The following is a 23,191-nucleotide window of genomic DNA, read 5'->3' on the forward strand; positions in this document are numbered from 1 at the left end:
CCCGTCATTAAACCAGACAAAGGGCACGAGCCGCCGCAGGTGCGACATACTGTTCAGCGCTTGAGCCGCGACACAAACAAAAACGTCGCCATACGGCGACGTTTGTGCGGAAATACAGGAAGAAGACCGACTATAGCGCAGCGAAGAACGCCAACGCGCGAGATCGGTTCATTGCCACATCAAGGCGCGGCCTGGCGGCGGTGCTCGTCGTCGGCTTCGCTCTCAAAGGGCGCAGCGCTCACGCGCAACGCAACACCGGCGAGCCGGCGGCTTTGCAACTCGCGCGCGACGGTTTCGCCGACATACGGCACTTCGGAGTCGAGTTCGAGATCGGCGTGCGCGTTGGGCGTACCCGCGTCGTACACCGTCACGCTCTTGGCGTAATGCCCGAGTTCGCGCTCGAAAAAATCGCGCACATCCTGTTCGCTACAGGTCTCGGGCACATTCCAGACGGTCAGGTGCATGATGGTTTACCAGGGGCGGCGCGTACGATCCGTGCGCACGCGCACGGGTTGCAGGCTCGGACGAGCCTTCGCGCGAGTCCAAACCGCCTGACCAAGCAGGGCCGCAACAGCAAGCAGCAACAGGCTGGACGCAAACATTTTGCTCTCTCCTTTTATTGATCACAGTCAGGATAGTCCCATTCGGCGACGTGTGCGCTGCGTCATATTGTCAATCGGCGCACCGTCGATCCGTCAGACCATATTTCGCAATGGGCGTGCCCGTGTACGGCCTCGAGTCATCCGGCGCGCCCGCATGAGATGACCGCCGCACCGCGCCCCACCGCACCGCGCAAATCGCCGGGGATATCGGGAAAGCAGGGTCAAGGCGCGTCGTCGCGGCTCGCGGACGTCGTGTCGCCGTCCGCGCCGCATTGCATGCGCGTGAGTTGATCGTACTGATGGGACCAGTTGCCCGCGATGGCCGCCTGCGCCTCGGAGAGCGTGATGCGCCCCGCGCAGACGCAGCGCTTGAGGCGCACGGTCAGCAAGGACTTGCGGCGCTCGCCCGCGTGGCCGCCCCAGGGCAGCAAATCGAAATTGGCGGACGCGTCTGGCGAACCGCCCAGCAGGATCGGCACGCGCCGGTCGAGTGCGTACGTCACGCCGTCTTCGGCGTCGATGCCGCGCGCCGTGAGCAGGCGGGCCTTGAGCGCCATCGCCTGATCGAACGGGGGCGCGACGCTGTCGGCGTAACCCGTCCGGCAGATCGTGTCCGAGACGGAGTCCTGCGTCACCCGGGCGTCGAGCAGACGCGGGTCCTGGGCGCGCGCGGGCGCGCTGCCGAGCAGGCCGCCTGCCGCAGCCGCCAGCACCAGGCCGTGCACTGCACGCGTCCAGTTGCGCGAGCGTCGCGCGTGCGCACAACGGGCGCCGCCCGTCGCCATGCGACGCACGGCTCGAGATATGTCTGCCAATTCTGCGTTCATGGTTCAGCGCATCTACGCTGCCGTAAGATGCGCATTGGATGGTCAATGCCGGGTAATTAAAACACATTCGAATTTTCAGGTGGTGAATCGTCACCACAACCCTTTTTTACGAACGATAGAAAACCCGCAAGGCCCAATATTTCGCCGATTCACCACGACGGCGCGCGGCGAGGCGCCGCCGAGTGATCCGGCCAAACCGGCGAGGCGCGCCAAGTCTGCGAATTCAATGACGTTTTTTAGTTCGCATAACCAATCAATTGCGACGAAGCCGGACGCATTTCCGCGCGCCGTTCAAGCGGCATCGAGACTGACTTTCATGCCTGCCGGGTCATCGCGCAAGCCTGGCCGTTCGGTCGATGGCGGCGTCATACCCGATAGCGCATAATGACTCGCCGTCTGGCTTCGGCCCGGCTCAGGCGGCATCGTCGAAGCAACGCAACCGAGCCACATCAAGCAACGCCATTACGCGAAGAAACGAGGAATCCCCATGTCCATCACCCTGTATCAAGCTTCGGTGCCCGTGCTCACGCGCGGCCTCGCCAACCTGCAGACGATCATCGGCAAGGCACAGGCGCACGCGGCGGAAAAGCAGATCGACCCCACGGTGCTCACCGGCGCGCGACTGTTCCCCGACATGCTGCCGCTGCTGCGCCAGATTCATATCGCCACCGACACGGCCAAGGGCTGCGCCGCCCGTCTCGCGGGCGTGGAAGCGCCGAAGTTCGACGACGTGGAAGTGACGTTCGACGAATTGCACGCACGCATCCAGAAGACCATCGACTACCTGAACACGTTCAAGCCCGAACAGATCGACGGCAGCGAAGACAAGGCCATCACGCTCAAGATGCGTTCGGGCCCGATCGAGTTCACGGGCCTGAGCTATCTGCTCACGTTCGTGCTGCCCAACTTCTTCTTCCACGTGACGACCGCGTACGACATCCTGCGTCACAACGGCGTCGAAATCGGCAAACTCGACTATCTCGGCGGCCGCTAAGGCGAGCGTCCGCAGGCAAGCGTCCGCAGGCGCTTTTCGCTCGATCAGTCGAGCGAGAGGCGCAACGCGAAACCGATCAGGGCCGAAGAAAACGCCCACTTCTGCACGGTTTGCGCGAGCGGATGCTTGCGCAGCAACACGGCGATGCGCGCCGCGCCCAGCGCATAGATCACGTCGAAGATCGCGCACACGATCACCAGCACGACGCCCAGTTCGAGCACCTGCAGCCAGACGGAACCGGCTTCCGGACGAAGGAACTGCGGCAGCAGCACCGAGCAGAACAGCAGCGCCTTCGGATTGAGCAGATTGGTCAGCAGACCCTTGAGGAAATCGGCGCGCATCGGCCGCGCGGCCGTTCCGCCCGCCTCGTCCGGCAGCGCGAACACCGGCGCGCGGAAAATCTGCACCGCGATATACGTGAGGTACAGCGCCCCCGCGTAGCGCACCGCCTCATAAAGCCACGGCGCGTTGCGCAGCAGCGCCGCGAGGCCGCAGGCGGAGAGCGTCACGTGCGTGGCGCGCGCGAGACCCAGCCCGCAGGCCGCCGCGAAGCCGCGGCGCGCGCCCCGGCTCATGCTGGTCTGCATCACGAGCGCCATGTCCGCGCCGGGCAGCGCGCAGACCACGATCAGAGCAGCAATGAACATGAGCAGCAAATGGGCGGAAATCATGATGGCCTCGCTTGAAAGAGGCTCTATGATGCCGCCAACGATGGAGTGATTTCTGGCGTAATCGTCGAGAAAATTCATATAGATGGGTGGATTACCCTAAAATTCACCCATCCATCACTGGAAGGCACCACTCGCCATGAGCGACCTCGACAAACTGGACCGCGCGATCCTGCGCGCGCTGCAAACGGACGGCAGAATGCCGAACGCGCGGCTCGCCGAAACCGTCGGTCTGAGCGAGACGCCCTGCGCGCGCCGTCTCAAGCGGCTCGAACAGGACGGTTACATCGAGCGTTATCGCGCGATGCTCTCGCGCCGCGCGCTCGGCTACGGCGTGGTCGCCTACGTGTCGGTGCGCTTCGCCGTGCACGACCGCGCGCTCGCGGACCGTTTCGAGCGCGAAGTCTGCGCGATCGAACGGATACTGTCGTGTCACAACGTCGCCGGCACGGCGGACTATATTTTGATGATCGTCGCGCGCGACCTCGACGACTACGGCACCTTCATGCGCGACGAACTGCGTTCGTTGCCGGGCGTGACCTCGGTCGAATCGGCGCTGTCGATGCGCGAAGTGAAGTCCGAGGGCAGCTTGCCCCTGCCCTGAATGCCTGACGCCCCTCTTTTACTTTTCGAACCGGAGCTATCGATGACCCCAGAACAGGCGCGAGCCGAAGAATCCGCCGCGATGGACCGCGTGCTGACCGCCACCCAGCGCGTGAAAACGGCCTTCAACGCCTTGCAAACGCAGTTTCCGCCCGAGGGCGAAGGCCGTCCGTCGCAATTCGCGTTGACGGCGTTCGACGCCGCGCTGCAAGAACTCGAAGACGCCCAGGCGGCCTTCGACGAACTGCTGAACGACCTGCTCGACGGCAATCGCTAATAGCACACAGGCATGAACGCATGACGCAAGACGCCAAGCCGGCGATGCCGGTCGTCACGGTGCTGGGCGCCGGTGTCGTCGTCCAGCGCGACGGCGCATGGCTGCTCGGACTTCGGCAAAGCCGCTGGGGCTTCGATACCTGGGGATTCCCTGGCGGCAAGGTCGAAACCGGCGAAGATCCGCTCGACGCCGCGGCGCGCGAACTGCTCGAAGAGACCGGCCTTGAACTGCGGGCGGCACGCGGCACGCAGTGGGCGAGCGGCTGGCTCGAAACGGGCCGCGTGCGCCACGTCACGCTGTTCGTCGAAGGCGAGGCCGACGGCACGCCGGTCGTCGCCGAACCGGAGAAGTGCGCGCGCTGGGCCTGGTTCACGCGCGACACGCTGCCGCCCAACCTCTTCGAACCGACGCGGCTGTACTTCGAAGCGCGCTAACGCCGCGCTGCCAGGTTCAAACGCTCAAGCGCTGACGTAATCAAGCGCCCAACTGCCGCACGAAGGCCGCGATCCGCTCGCAGCCTTCGACGAGCCGCGCATCGTCGACCACGAAACCGAGCCGCACATAGCCGCTCGCGGTATCGCCGAACGCGCTCGCATCGAGCAGCGACACCTTCTGCGCCTCGAACAACTGCCACGTGAATGCGTGCGGATCGAGGCCGGTGCCGCGCACGTCGATCATCATGAACATGCCCGCCTCCGGCAACAGACAGCGCAGGCCGGGCACGCCGCTCAAATGCGCGTACACGAGATCGCGCCTGCGCCGATAAATCGCGCGCATCTCCGCCACCACGTGCGCGCGCTCCTCCAGCGCCGTGAGCGCCGCCTGCTGGATGAAGCCCGGCAGCCCATAGAACATGCAGAGCGCGAGACGGCCGAGATGGCCGATCAGCGTTTCGGGCGCGATCACCCAACCCAGCCGCCAGCCCGGCATTGCATGCGATTTCGACAGACTGCCGAGCGTGACGGTCCGCTCCGCCATGCCGTCGAGCGTGGCGATGCTCACATGCTCGCGCTCGAACGTGAGATCGGCGTACACCTCGTCGGAAACCACCCAGAGATCGTGGCGCTGCGCGAGTTGCGCGATGCGTTCGAGATGGTCGCGCGGCATCACCGCGCCGGTCGGATTGCACGGCGTGGCGAAGAAAATCGCCCGCGTGCGCGGCGTGACGGCGGCTTCCAGCGCATCGCAATCGAGATGAAAACCGCGTTCGGGATCGACGGGAACCGGCACGAGCGTCGCGCCCGACGCGCGGATCGCCGCCTCGTAGGTCAGATACATCGGCTCGGGCACGAGCACTTCGTCACCCGCCTCGCATAAACAGAGCGACGACGCGAACAACCCGTTCTGCGCGCCCGCGCAAAGCATCACGTTTTGCGGGCCAACCTCGCGCGCACCCGACTCGCGCTGCATGCGCGCGATGGCTTCGCGCAAGGGCTCGCGACCCATGATCGACGTGTAGTGCGTATCGCCTTCGCGCAGCGCCGCGACGGCGCGCTCGACGATAGGAGCCGGCGTGGCGAAGTCAGGATCGCCGACGCTCAGAATGATCACGTCCTCGCCGCGCCCGACCGCCTGCTGCGCGGCATGATGGATTTCCCAAGCCGACGTGCGCCGGCCCTGCAACCGCTCGACCAGATTCGAAAACTTCATCGTCCGCGACTCCCTGCGACGAAGCGGCCGCGCGCCCCTGCGCGCCGCCGCCGTCTCGTATGCGTTGTGTGTTCTGCGCGCCGCTTGCCGGCGCGAGCACAACGATACCAAGGAATCGCCACGCGGAAAAAATGCGCGCGGCGTTTTCCGCTATGCCGACGACAAAATCAGTTCGCGGGCGCAATGCCGCGCGCCGCGAGATTCGCGTACAGCGCGCGCACGCCGAACGTCCACGGCGCGATTTCGTCGCTGAGCTTCACCGTGTTGACGAGCGCGCCGAGTGGCGGCGTCGAAATCGTCACGATATCGCCGAGATGATGCGTGAAGCCCGAGCCCGGCGCATCGCGGTCCTGGATCGGCGAGAACATCGTGCCGAGAAACAGCATGAAGCCGTCGGGATATTGATGATGCCTGCCGCAAGTCTGCTCGACGAGTTGCTGCGGATCGCGGCTGATTTCCTTCATGTGGCTCACGCCGTCGAGCACGAAACCGTCGTCGTCGCCCTCGACGCGCAGCGCCACGCTCGCCGCGCGCACCGAATCGAGCGTGAAGTGCTCGTCGAACAGGCGCACGAACGGACCGATCGCACACGACGCGTTATTGTCCTTGCACTTGCCGAGCAGCAGCGCCGAACGGCCTTCGATATCGCGCAGATTCACGTCGTTGCCGAGCGTCGCGCCCACGATCTCGCCGCGCGCATTCACCGCCAGCACGATTTCCGGCTCGGGATTGTTCCAGACCGACGCGCGCAGCAAGCCAACCTCCGCGCCGAACCCCACCGCCGACATCGGCTGCGATTTGGAAAATACTTCGGCATCCGTACCAATTCCGACTTCGAGATATTGCGACCACGCGCCGCGCCGCTGCAACTCCGCTTTCAGCCGCATGGCCGCGTCCGAGCCCGGCTCGATCTGCGAAAGATCGCTGCCGATCAGGTCGGCGATGGTCGCGCGCACGTCGGCGGCTTTGGCGCGGTCGCCGCCCGCCTGTTCCTCGATCACGCGCTCGATCAGGCTCACCGCGAAGGTCACGCCGCACGCCTTGATCGCCTGCACGTCGCACGGCGCGAGCAGCCGCGCGTCGGCATTCGGCGCACCCGGCAGACTGGCCGCGAGCAGATCCGTCACCTCGCCCAGCAGTGCGCCCGGCGCGGTGCGCGCGAGTTGGACCGCATCGGCGCGATCGAACAGGTCCGCCGTCGTGGCCACCGTGCGCGTGATGTCGAACACCTGGCCGTCGCGCACGACCACGACGCTCGGCCCTTCATGATCGCCGTCGCGCCGCCAGACGCGCCCGACCAGCAGCGCCTGTTCGAGATCGGCGGGCAGGAAATCCGAAACTGACAAATTGGCCATGACGAGCAACCTGTATCGAAAATGTCGTTGAGGAGCATCGATCGTAGGATCGCGCGTGATCGATGTCTAACCTGGTGTTAGTATTTCCAACCTGTTGGATGACCTTTGCCACCGCATCATGACGTCAGCTTACGAAGTGCCCGCGTTCAAGCGCATTCACGACATCCTCGACGTGCTCGCGCACGCGCCGTCGCCCGTGCGCGCGGCCGCCATCGCGGAGCAAACCGGCCTGTCGCGCAGCACGCTGTATTTGATGCTCGACTCGCTCGAACGCCGCCGCTGGATCGAAAAACGCGCCGACGGTTACATCATCGGCGTGACGCTTTTCGAACTGGGCAGCGCCTACGTGCGCCACGATCAGTTGCAGGAAGTGTTCCGGCGCGAGGCCGCGACCTTCGTGGCGACGCACAACGAAGTGGTGCAACTCGCCGTGCTCGACGGCGCGGAGGTGGTTTATATCGCGCGCGAAGATGCAGCGCGTCCCGTGCGGCTCGTGTCGGATCTCGGTTCGCGGCTGCCCGCGCATTGCTGCGCGCTCGGCAAGGCGCTGCTCGCCAGTCTTCCGGACGACGAAGTCACCCGCCTGCTGCCGAAGCAGCTCGCCGCGGTGACGAGCCACACCGTCACGCGGCGTCAGGATCTGCTGCACGCGCTCGCGGCGGTGCGCCGTTCGGGACTCGCGCAGGAGCGCGAAGAAGTCACGGCGGGACTCGCCTGCTTCGCCGCGTTCGTCGGCGTGACGGTGCTCGGCAAGCGCGTCGCGGTCAGCACGAGTCTGCCGCTCGAACGCCTCGACGCACGCCGCGAAAAGCGCATGGCGATCGCCATCGTCGAGATGGCGCATCGCATCGGCAAATCGCTCTGAGCACTGCGGTCTCGCCGCCCGCGCTGCCGCGTCAGTGCGAATGCCGCGGCTCGCCACGCTCCGCAATCACACGCAGATACAAGGTGGCGGGTTCGAGGCATCCGCCTGTCGAAAGCTGGCCGACCGTCTGCCGATACAGCTCCTGCCAGGGCGTCTGCGAAGGCGGCGCGTGAAATTCGGCGTCGGCGCGGCGGCGTTCGAGTTCCTGCGCGTCGATCAGGAGTTCCACACGCCGCGCGTTCAGATCGACCTTGATGCGATCGTCCGTGCGCAGCAGCGAGAGACCGCCGCCCACCGCCGCTTCCGGCGACATGTTCAGGATCGACGGACTCGCCGATGTACCGCTCTGCCGCCCGTCGCCCATGCAAGGCAACGACGTCACGCCGCGTTTGACAAGTTCGGCGGGCGGCGCCATGTTCACGACTTCGGCGCTGCCCGGATAACCCACCGTGCCGCAACCGCGAATCACCAGCATGCAACGCTCGTCGATCTTCAGCGATGGATCGTTGATGCGCGCCCGATAATCCTCGGGTCCGTCGAACACGATCGCGCGCGCCTCGAAGACGTTTTCCGCGCCCGGCTCGCTCAGATAGGTCTGCCGGAAGGCCTCGCCGACCACCGACATCTTCATGATCGCGCTGTCGAAGAAATTGCCGGAGAGCACGATAAAGCCCGCGCCGTGTTTGAGCGGCGCTTCGCTGGTGTGGATCACGTCGCAATCGGCGGCCTGAGCGCCGTCCGCGATCTCGCCGATCGTACGTCCCGACACCGTCCGGCACTCGCCATGCAGCAGCCCCGCGCGATCGAGTTCGCGCAGCACGGTCGGCACGCCGCCCGCGCGATGGAAACTCTCGCCCAGATATTCGCCCGCCGGCATGGTGTTCGCGAGCAGCGGCACCTGCTCGCCGAAACGCTGCCAGTCTTCGAGCGTGAGATCGATGCCCATGTGACGCGCAATCGCGATCAGATGCGGCGGGCAATTCGTCGACGCACCGAGCGCCGACGCCACGACAATCGCGTTTTCGAACGCTGCGCGCGTCATGACCGTCGACGGTCGCACGTCCTCGCGCACGAGATCGACGGCGCGCTTGCCCGTGGTGTACGCCATCTGCCCGCGCTCGCGATACGCGGCGGGAATGCTCGCGCAACCGGGCAGCGACATGCCGAGCGCTTCGGCCAGACAGTTCATCGACAGCGCGGTGCCCATCGTGTTGCAGTGGCCGATCGACGGCGACGACGCCGTGGTGAGCGCCATGAAACCTTCGTAGTCGATCTCGCCCGTCGCCAGCAGATTGCGCGCGTGCCAGATCACGGTGCCCGAACCCACGCGCTTGCCTTCGTACCAGCCGTCGAGCATCGGGCCGCCCGACAGCACGATCGCGGGCAGATCGACCGTGGCCGCCGCCATCAGGCACGCGGGCGTGGTCTTGTCGCAGCCGGTCGTGAGCACCACGCCATCGAGCGGAAAGCCATGCAGGATTTCAACGAGTCCGAGATACGCGAGATTGCGGTCGAGCGCCGCCGTCGGGCGGCGGCTCTGCTCCGCGAGCGGATGCACGGGAAACTCCATCGGAATGCCGCCCGCGTCGCGAATGCCCGCCTTCACGCGTTCGGCCAGCGCAATGTGATGGCGATTGCACGGCGCGAGATCGCTGCCCGTCTGCGCGATGCCGATGATCGGCCTGCCCGACTGCAACTCCTCGCGCGTGAGGCCGTAATTCATGAAGCGCTCGACGTAGAGCGCGGTCATGTCCGCGTGCGCAGGATCGTCGAACCACTCCTGACTGCGCAGGCGGCGCGAAGGCGACTGAGCCATGGTGTCTGTCTCCATTGAGTGCGGGCGGAGTGCGGGCGGCACGCAGCGCACGGTCGTTTTTCCGATGCCGTGTTACCGATAACATTTCAATGTTAGCACGATGCTTCGGCGCGATGCAGCCAGGGCAATTACGGCAGGCCAGACCAGGTGGAGTCAGGCGCTTTCGCGCGGCACGACGGCGTAGTGGATGCGCGTCTTCACGGCGCGGCGCGCGCCCGCGTGCTCGCTCTCCTCGGCGGCGAGCGCGCCGAGCATCGCTTCGCCGGTGCGCTGCCCGATGCCATAAGCGTCGACGGAAACCGTGGTGATGGTCGGATGACAGCAGCTCGCGATTTCAAAGTTGCCGAAGCCGGCCACGGCGATGTCCTTCGGCACCCGCATGCCGCGCCGCTGACACTCCATGATCGCGCCGAACGCGGACATGTCGCTCACGCACATCACCGCCTGCGTGTCGGGCCAGCGTGCGAGCAGTTCGGCCATCGCCGGGCCGCCGTGACTCATCGTGATGGGCGAATCGCCGAGACGCACGGCGCGCGGCGCGCCGAGCCCGAGCGCCTTCAACTCCATCTGATAGCCCTTCAGGCGGTCGAGGCCGCGCCGGTCCAGCTCACTCGCGCCGCCCAGAAAGCCGATGCGCCGATACCCCTTGCCCGCGAGATGGCGCACCATCTCACGCGCGGCGGCAACGTTGGAAAATCCTACCGACATGTCGATCGGCTCGGCGGGCAAATCCCACATTTCGACCACCGGCACGCCCGAACGCTGCAACAGCGCGCGCGTGGCCTCGGTGTGCTGCGAACCGGTAAGCGCGATGCAGCGCGGCTGATGCCGCAGCATCTGGCGCACGAGACGCTCTTCGCGATCGAATGAATAATCGGTGTCGCCGATCAGCAATTCGAGCCCGCGCGGTTCGAGCACGGCGGTCAGGCCGCTCACCGTGTCGGAGAAGTTCGAGCTCGACAGCGACGGCACCAGCACCGCGACGAACGACGAGCGTCCCGAAGACAGCGCGCCGGCCGCCGCATCGGCCACATAACCGAGTTCGTCGATGGCGCGCTGCACGCGCGCGCGCGTGGATTCCGACGCGCTGCGCCCGGCCAGCACGCGGGAAACCGTCATCTTCGATACGCCCGCGAGTTGAGCGACATCGGACATGCGCGGCGGCGTGGTTTTCGAGGCGGGCGTTTTGGCCATCGTCGTGCTGAGCAAAGAGAAAACAGCGCATATGATAGCGGCAGCGGCGCGGGCGTCCTCGAGGATCGCTTCGAATGTCCGCTTTCGTCTTGCTGTTGCGTTTCCGTTTTTGCCGCTGATGCCCACGCGCCAGCGCGTCCAAACCTGGAGATACGTCATGCCCTCTTCGCCTCGCAGCATCGCGGACAAGCGCGCCGCCTTTCGCGCCCTGCACGAATCCGGCTGCTTTCTGCTGCCGAATCCGTGGAATCCGGGCAGCGCCCGCTATCTGGAAAGCGTCGGCTTCAAGGCGCTGGCCACGACGAGTTCGGGCTTCGCGTGGTCGCGCGCGCACGCCGACAATGGGCTGCCGCGCGACGCCGTGATCGCGCACCTGCGCGAGATGGTTGCGACCACCGATCTGCCGATCAACGCGGACTTCGAAAACGGCTTCGGCAGCGACGCAGAGGAGGTCGCGCAAAGCGTCGGCCTTGCCGTCGACGCAGGCGTGGCCGGTCTCTCGATCGAAGATGCGACGGGCCACCCCGACGCGCCGCTGTTCGCGATCGACGTGGCTGTCGAACGCATTCGCGCCGCGCGCCGCGCCATCGACGAACGCGGCGGCGACACGCTGCTCGTCGGCCGGGCCGAAAACTTTCTCACGGGCGAGCGCGATCTGGCGGATACGGTCGCGCGTCTCAAGGCCTATGCGCAGGCGGGCGCCGATTGCCTCTACGCGCCCGGCATTCGCACGCGCGAGGAAATCGTGGCGGTCGTGACGGCGGTCGCGCCGAAGCCCGTGAACGTGCTGATCGGCTCGGTGTCGGAATGGACGCTGCAGGATCTGGCGGAGATGGGCGTGCGCCGGGTGAGCGTGGGCGGCGCGCTGGCGCGCTCGGCGTGGGGCGGCTTCATGCGCGCCACGCAGACCTTGCTCGAAGGGCGCTTCGACGGCTTCATCGATAACGCGCCCGGCAATCAGCTCAACGATTTATTCAGCGATCCGAACTGATTTTCGACGGTATGGAAATTGCCGTGATTCGACCGAATCACGGCATCACGAAACGTTTGACGAGCGTAAGCTCGCCCGCCGCGCGCATCGGCACGCGGATCGTTTCGCTCTTTTCGTTCGGCGTATCTTCGTTGGTGATGATGGTGATCTGCGCGACCGTCATGTCGCTGCCGCTGTTGCCGCTGCCGTAGTAATTCACGTAGACGAGATACGTGCCGTGCAGCGGCGCGGCGCTCGAATAGATCTCCGGACCGTAGCCCGTCGTCACGTCGACGTCGAGCGCGCCGCCGTTCGGCGCAACGCGGTCGGCGTAAAACGTATGGACGCCGTCCGGCGACACCACGTGCAGGTCGAGGTCGGTGCCGTCGGTGTCCCACGCGAGCACGATGCGCAGACGCGCGTGCGTCTTGCCCGCATACGCGTCGTAGAACTGCACGCGCTTTTTCGTGCCGTCCGCGCTGCGCACTTCCACGCTGTTACTGCCCGCGCCGAACGCGAACGGCCGCGAGAAACTGCCGTCCTCTTCGATGCGCTGCGGCATCGGCGTGCCGTTCACGACGAGCGTGCCGACCGAGGTGCCCGACTTCGCCTTGGGCGCGGCCTTGATATGCCCCGCGATCAACGCATTGACCGACTGCCCTTCCGGCGTGCTCACGCCCACCGCGGGATAGTGCACGTCCTGCGTATAACGCGCTTCGTCGCCGGCCGAATTGCGCCAGCCGTTCAGCGGCGCGCTGAAGTCGATGGTGTCGGCCTGCGCGGCGCACGCGGCGGCGCCCAGTGCGAGCGCGGCGAGCGCTTGCCAGCCGCGAGTCAAACGACGATGGAGCCGGTTCGAATTCATGGGAGTTCGCTGAGGGGTCGTGTCGATCATGGATGCCGTCGCTTCAGGTATGGTCACAGCCGCTCGCTTTTCACGAGCACGAGGTCGCCGATCTTGCGCAGCGGCACGACGCGCGTTTCGCGGCGCTCGTTCGGCGTGTTCTCGTTGAAGACGAGCGTGAGCGTGGCAGTGATCACGTCGCGATCGTGCGCGCCGGGATCGAAGTTGTAGCCCGTCGAATCGAAATTGCCCCAATAGTTGAGGAAGAAAAGCCAGGTGCCGTGCTCGGGCGCCGCCGACGAAAAGATCCCCGGCCCCGCGCCGTCGACGGAATCCACGTCGAAACCGCTGCCGTCTTCCAGCGTGGGATTCGCGAAGAACGCGTGCAGTCCCTCCGGCGTAATCACATGCAGATCGACCTGCGCATGCGGATCGTCCCACGTCACGATCGCGCGCAGCTTCGCTTGCGGCTTGTTGCGATCCGCTTCGTAGAACTGCATGCGCTGGTGCTTCGTGCCATCGGCGGAAATGATTTCGATGCTGTTCGAGCCCGCGCCAAATGCCCAGGGACGCGCGAAAAAGCCTTGTTCATCGGTATAAAGCGGCGTGGGATTGCCGTTCACCACCAGCGTGGGCGGACGGCGCGCGTGCGGATCGACGTGCTTCAACTGCCCTTCGATCAGCGTGCGAAAGCGCTGCGCGCCGCGATCGACGGGCGGGCGCGGATACGCCGCCACATACTGCTCGCCTTCGTTCGTGAGGCCGCTGTGACGCCAGCCGTTGAACGCGCCGGTCAGACGCGCGAGCGTGCCGGTTTCGTCGGCGTGCGCGTGCGTGGCCGCGAGCGCCAGCGCGCCGCTCGCGACAGCGGCCATAAAGGTTCGCGCGAACGATGTCGTCGTCATTCAACTTCCCGTGAGTATCAGCTTGCGCGCGGTCTGCTCGATAAACGTCTCGTCCTGCCCGCGCGGATGATGCGCGAACGCGAGATGCAGATATTCGTGCGCAAGCGCGATGCGATCGTCGTCGGAACTCAGGCGGCGGATATAGACGCGATTGCGGCCCGCATCCGCATACGGTCGTCCCGAGACCACTTCGCAGACCGCCGGAATCTCCGGCTCCTCATAGCCGGCTTCGCCCGCGAGCCGACGGTCCCATTTCGGCGTTTCGCGACGCAGCCAGTCGCGCGCGCCCATCACCGGTTCGCAGTCGCCCGCGAGCGGACTCGCGAACGACGTGAGCGTGGCTTCGGGCCACGTGCGCGCGAGAATCGCGTCGAAACTCTGGCCGCGTTGCGCCGCCGCGCGCGCGTCGAGCCAGCTCATCAGACCCGGCGCGGCCTTGTCGTGATGGAACTGCACGGGCACGCCCGCGAGCACCAGGCCGTCGGTGAAATCGGCGGCGTTGCGCGACGCGACGCGCGGCGCACGCGGCAAGACGCGTTGCGTGCGGCTGCTGTCGTCGATGCGATAACAGCCGCGGTCGCGGCCCGCGTGCTGCACGAGATAGCTGCGCGCGGCCACGGCCAGCGCGCGCGCCGCTTGCGGCTCCGCCGTGTCGCCTTCGCGCTCCACCACGCGCGCCACGTAGTCGTTCATGCCGAAGCGCCCGACGATGCGCGGCTTGCCGGTGTCGTCGCGATCGAGCAGCAGTTCGCCGTGGCTTTCGATCGGCAGCGTGTTGCCGTTTTCGAAGCTCACGTTATATGCGCCGTCGAGCAGGCCCGGTTGCACGGGGCGTCCGCCCGCGCGCGTCGCGAACACGTTGCGGATCGGATACCTGGAAAACATGTCGACAACCACGCACGCGCGATCGTCCGGCACCGCGCTTTGCGCGATCAGCGGCGCGATGCGCGGCGCGGCGGCCGCCAGAACGCGCACGCTGCCACCGCGTCCGCCGAGCCAGACCGGCGTGCCGTCCGCGAGCCAACCCGCCGCGCCGCCCTCGTAGCCGCCCGGATTCGCCGGATCGGGCATCGTCCAGGTTTTCGCGCGCAGAAGACTGCCGTAGAGCGAGACCGTGCCTTCGCCGCGTCCGCTCGTCACCACCGAAACGAGCGTGCTCGCTGTGTCGTCGCGTGCCCGCGCAGGCACGGCCTGGAGCGCGGCGAGCAGCTCGCTGACGCGCACGCGGCGGTCGGGCCGCAGCGCGTAAAGATCGAGCAGCCACGCGGGCGCCTTGCGCGCGCGCCAGTACTGGCGCCAGCCCGCCGGATCGAGTTCGAGACGACGCGGCTCGAAGAACAGGCCGCACGATTGCACGAGCGCGCGATCGCGGTCGATGTGGCCGCCGGTCATGCAGCAGTAGACCTCTTCGCGGTCGTGGCCGTCGCACTGGTAATCGGGCGCGGCGATCCGGCGGTCGACGAGATAGGCGTAGACGAACAGTTTCCAGACGCTGCCGAGCGGCGTTTCGAGCGTGGCCGGCAGCGGCTCGCCAGAGCCTTGCGCGGCGGTGTCGCTGGCGGGATCGAGCGTCCACAGGCGCGCGCCTGTGCCGTCGCGCTGCCATGCGAATCGCAGCGCCGATCCGCTCGTGCTCGCCGTCGTGCTCGACTTCGCATCGCTTGTCTTGCTCGCGGCGTTCGATGCGTTCGCAACGTTCTCTGCCAGCGCCGCTTGCGGCGCACAGGCCGCAAGCGTGAGCGCGAGTGCCGCGCTCCAGCCGACGATACGCGCTTTCACCTGACGCCTCACTCGACGCGCAGCGTGACCATACGGTCGCTGCGGCCGCCTTCGTACGCCTTCTGCTCGGGCTGATACATGCGGAAGTAGCGCGCGGGCGGCAGCGTGAACGTGCCCGGCAACGCGAAGCGCACGAGCTGACGCAGCGCAACCGGCTTGTCGAGCAACGGCACCGGCTGGTGATAACTGAGATCGCCCATTTCGTAGGTCGCCGCGCGCGCGAACGGCTGCGGACCGCTGCCGCCCTCGCCCGGACCCGGCAGACCATCGATGCTCACGCCCCAGCTCGTCGCTTCCACCGAGCCGCCCGGCGGCAGCGGCACGTCGAGCAGACCGTAATGCAGCGCGCCGTTGCCTTGCGGCGTGAGCGTGACTTCGTCGACGTAAAGCGCGTTGCTGTCGATCGCGTCGCCCGATTTCACGCGATGCGCGGCGAACGTGAAGTGACCCGCTTCTTTCTCAGCGTCGCTCGTCGGCTTGATCGGATCGAGTCGATACAGCGTGCGTTCAAGCTTCACCGCCAAGCGGCTCGCCTGCGCCGCGCGGCTGCGATACGACACGAGCGCCGTCGCGTCCGGCCGCGCGCCGCCGACATCGAGCGAAACCGGCAGCGCCGCGCCCGTCCAGTTCCAGACGCTCGCGCCCGTGGGCGTGGTCGTGCGGCTCCAGCCGCTGCCTTGCAGCGTCGGCAACGGCTGCTGCGTGTCGCCGACGCGCGAACCGGCCATCGCCTTGCGCAGCCACAGCAGCGTGAGCGCGCGATCGACGGTCGGATAGGTCGCGCTGCTACGCTGAAGTACGGCGTTCGCATCGACCGGCGTGCCCGCGTCGCCGGCCATCGCCAGCAGACTCTGGATCAGCGGCGTCGGGTTGTCCATCAACGAGGCGCGGGCGCGCGCGGCGAGCGTGTCGAAACCTTCGGGCAAGCTCGCGTTGGTGACGCGCGCCGTGTAGGCCGTCAACACCACGGCCGCCTGCAGACCGCGCGCCGAATCGGGCGCGGCGAACACGAGGCTGTCTTCGGGCGCATAGGCCGCGTTCGCCGATCGTTTGGCATCCTGATCGAACATCGACGAGGCCTGTTGCGCAAGCTGTCCCGCGACGCCCGCGACCGGCGTCGCGACCGGCTGCCCCATCTGCTGCAACAGCCAGAGCGCGAGCGCGCGATGCAGCAGCGGCTCCTTCGCGCCGTTGTCGCGATAGACGTCGAGCGCGTGCTGCCAGTTGCTGTCCGGCAGCGTGATGCCGACGCTGCGGCTCGCGAGCCAATCCGCGTAATACGCGTACGCCGTGATGAACGCGCTGCCGCCCGTGGTGTCGCCCCACCAGCCGAACGCGCCGTTGATGCCCGCGAGTTGCGCGAGGCGCTGACGTTGATTGCGCAGACGCGCTTCGATACCCTGCGTGGCGCTCTGCGGACTCGCGCCATCGGCGTCGCGACCAAGCGCATCGTGTGCGAGCGCGAGCGGAATCAGGCGGCTCGACGTTTGTTCGGCGCAACCGTACGGATACTCGATGAGATCGTCGGCGACGCGTGCGAACTGGCTCGTGCCGTTCGAGACGAGACGCACGCGCACGTCCTGCGCGTCGGGTGCGAGCGCGAGCGGTTTCGGATTCGTGTCGAGCGTGACCGGCACCTCGCGCAGATCGAGCCAACCCGGCGCGCCCAGCTTCACCGAGGTCTGCAGGCGATCGACCGGCTTGCCGTTCACGCTCAGGCTCGCATCGACGAGACCCGGCGTAAGCGTCGTGCGCGGCAGCGCCAGATAGTTCGCGCCAGGCTTGAGCGTGACCTTGCGATCGAGCGCGAGCCCCGCGCCGTTCACGGTCCATTGCGCGTCGACGTCGGCGTTGCCCTGATTGAACGCGAGCATGTCGATCACCGGCTGATCGCCGCTGCGGAAACTCGCGGGGCCGCTCCACTTCAGATAGAGCGCCTTGTCCGAGCGCACGTACGCGGTGCGCTGCCCCACGGTGCCATCGGCGGCAATCGCGCGCACGGTGATGCGCCAGCGCGCGAGCGCGTCGGGCATCTTGAACGTCATGCGCGCGTGACCGTTCGCGTCGGTTTGCAGATCGCCTTGCCACGCGGCCGTGTCGATATCGTCGCGACGCGGGCGTTCGAGCACCTTCACGCCGCGCTCGTTGTATTGACCGCGCTGCGGACCGCCAGGCGCGCCGCGCATCGCCGACACCGCGAGGTCGTAGGTGATGAACGAAAGACTCGAGGTCGTGCGCACGTTATTACGGCGCGGATGATAGAAGAAGTCGACGATATCTGGTGCGATTTCCGGCTGCAGTACGTAGACCATTTCGTCGACCACGCTCACGGTCAGATGCGCGGGCAGCGGCTTGCCGCCCAGCGTGCTGCCGAGATCGAGCGTGACGGTTTCGCCCGGCGCATAGACCGGTTTGTCGCTCTTCACCGCGAGGTCGATCGACGGCTTGGCGACCACGATGCCCGCGTTCTGGAACACGTATTCGCCGTCGTGCACGTAGAGCACCGAGAACGTTATGTTCGGCGCGAACTCGGGACCGACCTTGATGCGCGCCTTCCATTGCGTCGGCGCGACGCGCGTGAGGCTCAGCCAGTCGGCGCCGGCCGAAAGCAGCGCGCGCGCTTCGACGCTGTCACGTTCGAGCGTGAGCAATGCGTCGTCGACGGCGTAGGGGAACGTGATGAGCGCCTCCGCCGTATCGCCGATGCGATAGCGGTCACGATCGAACACGATCTCGACGCTGCCCGGAATCGCCTTGAGGCCGTCGCCCGCGACCCAATGGCTCGACGCCGCGAGCAGATTGCCCGCGTCGTCCTTCACGGAAAGCATGTACGAACCGGGCTCGGCGAATTCGAGCGGGAAGCTCACGCGGCCCTCGGCGCCGGCGGCGGGCAGCGTGCCCTCCGCCTTGGTCTGCGATTCGAGGCGCAGCCATTCCCACTTCGCGGGCTTGTGCGCGGTGGCGGTGGCGGTGGCGTTGGCGTTGGCGTTGGCGTTGGCGTTGGCGTTGGTGTTGGAATTCGCGAGCGCCGCAAGCGTGAACGTCACCCGCTCGTGCGGCTGCGAAAACGACTTCGCCGTGGTCAGGCGATAAGGCGTCGCGCCGCGCGCGATCAGCACTTCGCGCGTCACACGCACGCGATACGCGGCGCCGTCCTGCGCGAACAGCGTCAAAGCGTAGCGGCTCGGATCCTTCGCGGCGGGCAGCGTGAGCGTGACGTCGCCGTTGCTGTCGGTTTCCAGTTCCTGCTGTTCGAGCTTCACCGGAAAGAGACCGGCGTAACGCAATTCGCCGTCGACGATCGCCACTTTCTGCGCGCGCAGCGTCACCGACACCTTGCCGTTCTTCACCGGCTTACCATCCGGATAGCGCAGCGAAATCTTGCCCTTGGGCGTGTCGCCGGTCGCGTAGTCCGGCTTGTCCATCGTGAGGTTGACGTCGAAGTGCGGCTTCACGTATTCAGCCACGCGGAACGCGCCGCCGTAGCTGTCGCCGTTGTAGTCGAAGCGCAGCGTGTAGCCGCCGCCTTGCGCCGTGGACGGCAGCGTGAACGTGGCTTCGCCGCCCGTTTCCGAGGCGAAATCCACGTTGCGCGTGGCGATGGGCGCGCCGTTCGGATCGAGCACGTCGAGCTTGAGCTGCGCGGGCGCGGCGGGCGTCGACTGATTCGCGCTCTGGAACGTGCGGCCGATGAACTTCACATGCACGGCGTCGCCGGGGCGATAAAGCGGACGGTCGGTGACCGCGTAGATCTTGGTGTTGTAGATCTCGCTGTCGTAATAGAAGTTTTCCGATACGAACACGCCGCCTTGCGGATCGCTGCCGATCACATAGCTGCGCTCCGGCGAAACGTGCTGGAGCACGAGCGCGCCGTCCGCGCCCGTCGCGCCGCTTTGCAGCACGCCCACGCCGTCGGTCCAGCTCACATCGGTATTGGCCACGGGCTTGCCGTTGTCGCGGCGCGCGGTCCACACCAGCATGCCGCTCGACGCGGCCTTCACCACCGCGACCGTATCGGACACGAACAGCAGCGTATGCGCGCGGTAATTGCCGATGATCGCCTCGACGAGATAAAGGCCCGGCGGCAGCTTGCCGACCGGAATCATCACGTTGCCCGACGACGCCTCGATGAAATTGCTGCTGCTCCCCGCGAGATTCACGCCCTTCGGCGGCTGAATGGTCTTCGCATTCCAGATCGGATAGCGGAAGCGCGCGACGAGATCGTAGCCGCGCAGCGGCGCGAAATGCGACTGCGGCTCGAAATGCGTCGGCGCGCCGGTCTGATCGCCGAGCTTGAATTCGGGCTTCGCTTCGGTCACCTTCGTGCGCGTCGCGAACGACAACACGCGTTGCCATGCACGGCGCGCGTCGCTGACCCAGCGATCCCACAGATACGCGAGCGTATTCGCGAGGCCTTCGCCCTGATAATTCGGCTTGATATTCAGGCGATGCAGATTCTTCTGCGCCTTGAGGAATTCGAGCGGCTTCGGCACCTTGTAGACGACCACATCCGCGCCGCCATACGCTTCGAGTTCCGACTGGAATTCGCGGCCCGGCGCTTCCAGACGCACCTGCGCCACCTGATTGCTGCCGTAGCTCGCATCGGACAGCAGGAAGAACGGCTGGCCGCGCACGACCTGACTGTCGTAGCCGCTGGAAGTGGGTGCGCCGAGCGTGGGATTCGCGTCGATATTCTGTTGCGCGGCGTTCGCAGCGTCGCTGTCGTCGGCCCAGGCGGGCATCGCGCTCATGCCGACACACACGGCGAGCAACGCGATCAGCGACGCGCATCGCGCGTTAGATTTCACACCCGATTTCGCAGCGCGAACGCGCGCGAAAAGACCGGAAAACACAGAGCGTGCGAACACGCGGGCGAGCAGACGTTGCATGGCGGCACTCATGGCGTCAGAAACGCGAAACGAAACACACCGACGAAATTCGGATTGCCGTCGAACGGCTGCCAGCGGGAATCTTTCCATTGCATCAGGTCGGAAACGGCCACGGCGCGCAGACCGTTGTCGGTCGGCGTGACGGTGCCCGTGTGATAAGCGATGTAGCGGTCGAGCCAGATCATCAGATGCTGGTCGTCGCCTTGATCGAAGAACAGCAGATCGCCCGGCAGCGCCTGATTGACGTCGCGCGAAACGAAACGGCTGTTGCGTTGCACGAGCGCGATGGCCGATGCGTACGCGCCGACGCTGCCGTCGATGCGCGTCCAGCGGTTCGCGAGCGCGCGTTGCTGCTCGTTCAGTTGCAGCTCGGGCGGCAGGCGGCTCGCGTCGGCGACGCTGTTCATGCCGTTCGCCTTGAGCCAGCGCGCGTCGTGCTCGCGCAGCGCTTCCATGGCGGCGAAGCGCACGAGTCCCGCGCAATCGCGTTGCGTCCAGCGCGGCGTGGGCCCGCTGCGCATCTGCTGATCGACGATGCGCACGAACCACGCGCGGAACACGGCCGACTGCTCGGGCGTGAGCGCGTCGGGATCGGGCGCGGCCTGAGTCGGCATGAGTGCGTGCGCGGGCTGCGAGAGCGCGGCGGCCAGCAGCGTCGCACTCGCCGTCGAGCAGCGCACGAGGAACTCGCGGCGGCTCGTCATTCGCCGCTCGTGCCGGGTTGCGCCGGTTGATCGGCGGCGTTGTCGGAGCCTTCGTCTGCGCTACTTCCGGCATCGTTTTGCGCGGCGCCGAGCGGACGCCCCGCCGCCGCGTCGCCGCGCGGTGCGGTGCTTGCTCGCGGCTCGAAGTGCCATTCGACCGGCACCCAGCCCAGCGACGACGGCAGCGAATCGGGCAGACTCAGCGCGAGCGGAGGATAGCTCGCGACCGCGTGCAGCTTCGGCAGCAGATGCGTGCGCGCGGCGTTGCGGAAGATCGCTTCCTGATCGGCCGGCAGCGCGCGGCCCGCCTCGCGCTCGACCAGCGCGGCGGCGGCGGACGGCGTCACCGACATCATCGTGCTCGACAGACGCTGCGGCGCAATCGTGTCGGCGATCGCGGGATAACGCTTGTCGAGCACGGCCAGCGTGTCGTCGACGAGACGCGCATCGGGCGAAAACACCACATAGCCGTGGGCGAGCGCGAGCGTCACCGGGAAGTAGCGCGGCGCGGAAAGCTGCGCCGCGTACGGCGAGCCCGCGCTTTGCGCCGTGCCCGAACGTGCGCTCACGGCGCGCGTCCAAAGCGTGACGCCCGCGGACACGTCGCGCGATTGCACCGGCAAGCGGCGATAACCCGCTTCGTTGCCGGCCTTCGCTTCGTAAGCGCCGATCGCGTCGCCGAACACGCTCGCGAGCGCGCCCTTGAGTGCGGCGAGTTGCGTGGCGTCCTGCGTGGCCTCCGGTTTGAGGCGCGCGACGAACACGGGCGCCACGAGCGTCGACTTCGCGTACCAGCACACGCCCGCCGGACCGGCGAACTGCTCGCGCAGGATTTTCGCTGCGCCCTGTTCGGCGTCGCCCAGTTTGCCGAGCAGATCGGCGGCGTCGTTCCAGTCGACCGGCAGGCTCGCGCACGCCGCGGCGTTCGCGGGCAAGGCGCGCCAGATGTCGGCGCTGTTCCAGTGCTGCGGCAGATGCGCGGGATCGATCAGCGCGGCCGTGCTCCATGCGCCGCTGGTATCAGCATCGGCGTTGGCATCGCTCGCGGGCGCGCTTTTGGCGGCCGCGTGCGAGGCGGCGAAGTCGAAGCGCAGCGCGTTGATGCCCGAGAAAAAGGCCTGATAACCAAACGAGAGATAGTTGACCGAGACGATCACGCGATGGCCGCTCACGTCGGCCGAGGCGTCGTCGAGGCGATAGGTGCGCAGCGCGTCCGCGCCGCCGTCGTCGAGCATCTGCGCGAGCGCTTTCGACCGTTCGCCGATGGCCTTGCCATCCGCATCGAACAGCATGCCCGGCTCCGACATGACGATAAGCCGGTCGCCCTTCGCCGCGAACAGCAGCGTGTGGCCGACCGCGAGCTTGAGCGCGTAAACGGGCACGTCGCCGGACAGCGTGCCGGCCTGGCTCAATTGCGTATCGCTCGCGGCGACATTGGCCATGGCCTGCATCAGCTTCGCGAGGCCGTTACGGCGCATGGTCATCACCCAATAGCCGAGCCGGCCATCGGGCGAACGCCACAGCAATACGCGCGACGGTTCGTCGAATACGCGCTTGATGAGTTCATCGCGCCAATCGAGATCGTGTTCGAACGCGAGACGACGCACCGCGCCTTCGGCGGAAAGCCGCGTGGAATTCGATTCGTAGTAGTCGACGAAATCGCGTGTGAGCAGGCTATGCAGCAAAGGCACGCGAATCATGTCGCGCGGCAGGCGGGAAAGCGCCACGCTGTCGACGATGGCGTCGGGATAACGAATATCGAACGCGACTTCGTGTGAACGAAACGCCCCTTTACCGCCGAATGGCCGCCAGATCGCCTGAATGGCGACCAGCGCAACGATTAAAACCGCGGCCGTTATGGCGATCTTTTTGCGCGTTAACTTCATGGGATCAATCGCCCTGAAATTGAATAATGGTCTTGTCCTGCGCCGTTGCGCCAGCCTCGGCGGCGAGAATTAATCGCCGCGCGTCTCCCTATTTCCACAAACGGCTTTATGCAGCAGGCCGAATATTAACTGAAAGCTGTTTTAAAAGCATGTTGAATTTGTGATTTTTGACAATTCGGATTATGCGTATCGCTTATCAGATTTAATAAGCAGAAGAAATCAGCGATTAATCGATTTCGATTTCACTGTGATGTACGTCATTAGCGATTCGAAATTTCCCATACGGACAGATGCGCATCGGCCGCCGTATTGCCCGGATGCGCCACGGCGCGGTCGCCCGACGTTCATCGGGGCTACGCGTGA

20 protein-coding genes are annotated in these 23,191 nt (G+C 66.3%); 7 read left to right on the forward strand and 13 right to left on the reverse strand.

Annotated features, from left to right (window positions below):
* Positions 1-179: 179 nt before the first annotated feature.
* Positions 180-464 carry a hypothetical protein gene (locus G5S35_RS19205; protein WP_065057753.1) on the reverse strand — a complete coding sequence of 95 codons (285 nt, stop codon included), beginning with the start codon at positions 462-464 and terminating at the stop codon, positions 180-182.
* A gap of 359 nt (positions 465-823) precedes the next feature.
* Entirely contained in the window at positions 824-1,327 is a 504-nt protein-coding gene (locus tag G5S35_RS19210) for a hypothetical protein (protein ID WP_065057766.1), read from the reverse strand.
* 79 nt (positions 1,328-1,406) lie between these two features.
* Between G5S35_RS19210 and G5S35_RS19215 the strand changes: the two genes are divergently transcribed.
* On the forward strand, positions 1,407-1,814 hold the full coding sequence (locus G5S35_RS19215) for a hypothetical protein (protein WP_183038862.1): 408 nt from the start codon (positions 1,407-1,409) through the stop codon (positions 1,812-1,814).
* 102 nt (positions 1,815-1,916) lie between these two features.
* Positions 1,917-2,423, forward strand: a complete 507-nt coding sequence (locus tag G5S35_RS19220; RefSeq protein WP_065057752.1) for a DUF1993 domain-containing protein — start codon at positions 1,917-1,919, stop codon at positions 2,421-2,423.
* 44 nt (positions 2,424-2,467) lie between these two features.
* On the opposite strand, the gene G5S35_RS19225 is transcribed toward G5S35_RS19220, so the two are convergent.
* Positions 2,468-3,094, reverse strand: coding sequence for a LysE family translocator (locus tag G5S35_RS19225; protein ID WP_065057751.1), 627 nt, complete (start codon positions 3,092-3,094; stop codon positions 2,468-2,470).
* 136 nt (positions 3,095-3,230) lie between these two features.
* On the opposite strand from G5S35_RS19225, the gene G5S35_RS19230 reads away from it, so the two are divergent.
* From G5S35_RS19230 to G5S35_RS19240, 3 genes are read left to right on the forward strand one after another with little or no spacing between them, the layout of a single operon-like run.
* Positions 3,231-3,695 carry an Lrp/AsnC family transcriptional regulator gene (locus G5S35_RS19230; protein WP_080180309.1) on the forward strand — a complete coding sequence of 155 codons (465 nt, stop codon included), beginning with the start codon at positions 3,231-3,233 and terminating at the stop codon, positions 3,693-3,695.
* Between the two features lie 42 nt (positions 3,696-3,737).
* Positions 3,738-3,971 (forward strand): hypothetical protein, encoded by a 234-nt coding sequence (locus G5S35_RS19235; protein WP_065057749.1) that lies wholly within the window; start codon positions 3,738-3,740, stop codon positions 3,969-3,971.
* A gap of 20 nt (positions 3,972-3,991) precedes the next feature.
* Positions 3,992-4,405: an NUDIX domain-containing protein gene (locus G5S35_RS19240; RefSeq protein ID WP_234775092.1), complete on the forward strand. Its 414-nt coding sequence runs from the start codon at positions 3,992-3,994 to the stop codon at positions 4,403-4,405.
* A 40-nt stretch (positions 4,406-4,445) separates the two neighbouring features.
* Here G5S35_RS19240 and G5S35_RS19245 read toward each other — a convergent pair whose 3' ends face one another.
* A complete protein-coding gene (locus tag G5S35_RS19245) occupies positions 4,446-5,621 on the reverse strand; it encodes a pyridoxal phosphate-dependent aminotransferase (protein ID WP_065057748.1) in 1,176 nt (391 codons plus the stop codon).
* 167 nt (positions 5,622-5,788) lie between these two features.
* Positions 5,789-6,976, reverse strand: a complete 1,188-nt coding sequence (locus G5S35_RS19250; RefSeq protein WP_183038863.1) for a fumarylacetoacetate hydrolase family protein — start codon at positions 6,974-6,976, stop codon at positions 5,789-5,791.
* A gap of 118 nt (positions 6,977-7,094) precedes the next feature.
* Between G5S35_RS19250 and G5S35_RS19255 the strand changes: the two genes are divergently transcribed.
* Entirely contained in the window at positions 7,095-7,841 is a 747-nt protein-coding gene (locus G5S35_RS19255) for an IclR family transcriptional regulator (RefSeq protein ID WP_065057746.1), read from the forward strand.
* 31 nt (positions 7,842-7,872) lie between these two features.
* On the opposite strand, the gene G5S35_RS19260 is transcribed toward G5S35_RS19255, so the two are convergent.
* Positions 7,873-9,657, reverse strand: a complete 1,785-nt coding sequence (locus G5S35_RS19260) for an IlvD/Edd family dehydratase (RefSeq protein WP_183038864.1) — start codon at positions 9,655-9,657, stop codon at positions 7,873-7,875.
* A 153-nt stretch (positions 9,658-9,810) separates the two neighbouring features.
* Positions 9,811-10,812: a LacI family DNA-binding transcriptional regulator gene (locus G5S35_RS19265; protein ID WP_065057764.1), complete on the reverse strand. Its 1,002-nt coding sequence runs from the start codon at positions 10,810-10,812 to the stop codon at positions 9,811-9,813.
* A 196-nt stretch (positions 10,813-11,008) separates the two neighbouring features.
* On the opposite strand from G5S35_RS19265, the gene G5S35_RS19270 reads away from it, so the two are divergent.
* The gene (locus G5S35_RS19270; RefSeq protein ID WP_124262526.1) at positions 11,009-11,842 is read left to right on the forward strand and encodes an isocitrate lyase/PEP mutase family protein; all 834 of its coding nucleotides are present in this window, start codon (positions 11,009-11,011) and stop codon (positions 11,840-11,842) included.
* Between the two features lie 37 nt (positions 11,843-11,879).
* Here the strand turns inward: G5S35_RS19270 and G5S35_RS19275 are convergent, their stop codons facing one another.
* From G5S35_RS19275 to G5S35_RS19300, 6 genes are all read right to left on the reverse strand, one after another.
* Positions 11,880-12,686 carry a YfaP family protein gene (locus G5S35_RS19275; RefSeq protein ID WP_080180304.1) on the reverse strand — a complete coding sequence of 269 codons (807 nt, stop codon included), beginning with the start codon at positions 12,684-12,686 and terminating at the stop codon, positions 11,880-11,882.
* Positions 12,687-12,739: 53 nt separating this feature from the next.
* Positions 12,740-13,570, reverse strand: a complete 831-nt coding sequence (locus G5S35_RS19280; RefSeq protein WP_373681726.1) for a YfaP family protein — start codon at positions 13,568-13,570, stop codon at positions 12,740-12,742.
* Positions 13,571-15,349: a DUF2300 domain-containing protein gene (locus G5S35_RS19285; RefSeq protein ID WP_420874526.1), complete on the reverse strand. Its 1,779-nt coding sequence runs from the start codon at positions 15,347-15,349 to the stop codon at positions 13,571-13,573.
* A gap of 8 nt (positions 15,350-15,357) precedes the next feature.
* The gene (locus tag G5S35_RS19290) at positions 15,358-20,100 is read right to left on the reverse strand and encodes an alpha-2-macroglobulin family protein (protein ID WP_237181455.1); all 4,743 of its coding nucleotides are present in this window, start codon (positions 20,098-20,100) and stop codon (positions 15,358-15,360) included.
* Between the two features lie 146 nt (positions 20,101-20,246).
* Positions 20,247-20,942 (reverse strand): DUF1175 domain-containing protein, encoded by a 696-nt coding sequence (locus tag G5S35_RS19295; protein ID WP_065057741.1) that lies wholly within the window; start codon positions 20,940-20,942, stop codon positions 20,247-20,249.
* Positions 20,939-22,828: a DUF2138 family protein gene (locus G5S35_RS19300; protein ID WP_183038866.1), complete on the reverse strand. Its 1,890-nt coding sequence runs from the start codon at positions 22,826-22,828 to the stop codon at positions 20,939-20,941. Before G5S35_RS19300 ends, G5S35_RS19295 begins: the two co-directional genes overlap by 4 nt.
* Between the last annotated feature and the right edge of the window lie 363 nt (positions 22,829-23,191).

Origin of the sequence: Paraburkholderia tropica, from assembly GCF_014171495.1 — a bacterium.
Classification (GTDB): domain Bacteria; phylum Pseudomonadota; class Gammaproteobacteria; order Burkholderiales; family Burkholderiaceae; genus Paraburkholderia; species Paraburkholderia tropica.

Coding starts and splice junctions, on each gene's coding strand:
- G5S35_RS19205 (WP_065057753.1), bottom strand. CDS start 464: ATGCACCTGACCGTCTGGAATGTGCCCGAGACCTGTAGCGAACAGGAT.
- G5S35_RS19215 (WP_183038862.1), top strand. CDS start 1,407: ATGTCTGCCAATTCTGCGTTCATGGTTCAGCGCATCTACGCTGCCGTA.
- G5S35_RS19220 (WP_065057752.1), top strand. CDS start 1,917: ATGTCCATCACCCTGTATCAAGCTTCGGTGCCCGTGCTCACGCGCGGC.
- G5S35_RS19225 (WP_065057751.1), bottom strand. CDS start 3,094: ATGATTTCCGCCCATTTGCTGCTCATGTTCATTGCTGCTCTGATCGTG.
- G5S35_RS19230 (WP_080180309.1), top strand. CDS start 3,231: ATGAGCGACCTCGACAAACTGGACCGCGCGATCCTGCGCGCGCTGCAA.
- G5S35_RS19235 (WP_065057749.1), top strand. CDS start 3,738: ATGACCCCAGAACAGGCGCGAGCCGAAGAATCCGCCGCGATGGACCGC.
- G5S35_RS19240 (WP_234775092.1), top strand. CDS start 3,992: ATGACGCAAGACGCCAAGCCGGCGATGCCGGTCGTCACGGTGCTGGGC.
- G5S35_RS19245 (WP_065057748.1), bottom strand. CDS start 5,621: ATGAAGTTTTCGAATCTGGTCGAGCGGTTGCAGGGCCGGCGCACGTCG.
- G5S35_RS19250 (WP_183038863.1), bottom strand. CDS start 6,976: ATGGCCAATTTGTCAGTTTCGGATTTCCTGCCCGCCGATCTCGAACAG.
- G5S35_RS19255 (WP_065057746.1), top strand. CDS start 7,095: ATGACGTCAGCTTACGAAGTGCCCGCGTTCAAGCGCATTCACGACATC.
- G5S35_RS19260 (WP_183038864.1), bottom strand. CDS start 9,657: ATGGCTCAGTCGCCTTCGCGCCGCCTGCGCAGTCAGGAGTGGTTCGAC.
- G5S35_RS19265 (WP_065057764.1), bottom strand. CDS start 10,812: ATGTCCGATGTCGCTCAACTCGCGGGCGTATCGAAGATGACGGTTTCC.
- G5S35_RS19270 (WP_124262526.1), top strand. CDS start 11,009: ATGCCCTCTTCGCCTCGCAGCATCGCGGACAAGCGCGCCGCCTTTCGC.
- G5S35_RS19275 (WP_080180304.1), bottom strand. CDS start 12,686: ATGAATTCGAACCGGCTCCATCGTCGTTTGACTCGCGGCTGGCAAGCG.
- G5S35_RS19280 (WP_373681726.1), bottom strand. CDS start 13,570: ATGACGACGACATCGTTCGCGCGAACCTTTATGGCCGCTGTCGCGAGC.
- G5S35_RS19290 (WP_237181455.1), bottom strand. CDS start 20,100: ATGAGCGCGATGCCCGCCTGGGCCGACGACAGCGACGCTGCGAACGCC.
- G5S35_RS19295 (WP_065057741.1), bottom strand. CDS start 20,942: ATGACGAGCCGCCGCGAGTTCCTCGTGCGCTGCTCGACGGCGAGTGCG.
- G5S35_RS19300 (WP_183038866.1), bottom strand. CDS start 22,828: ATGAAGTTAACGCGCAAAAAGATCGCCATAACGGCCGCGGTTTTAATC.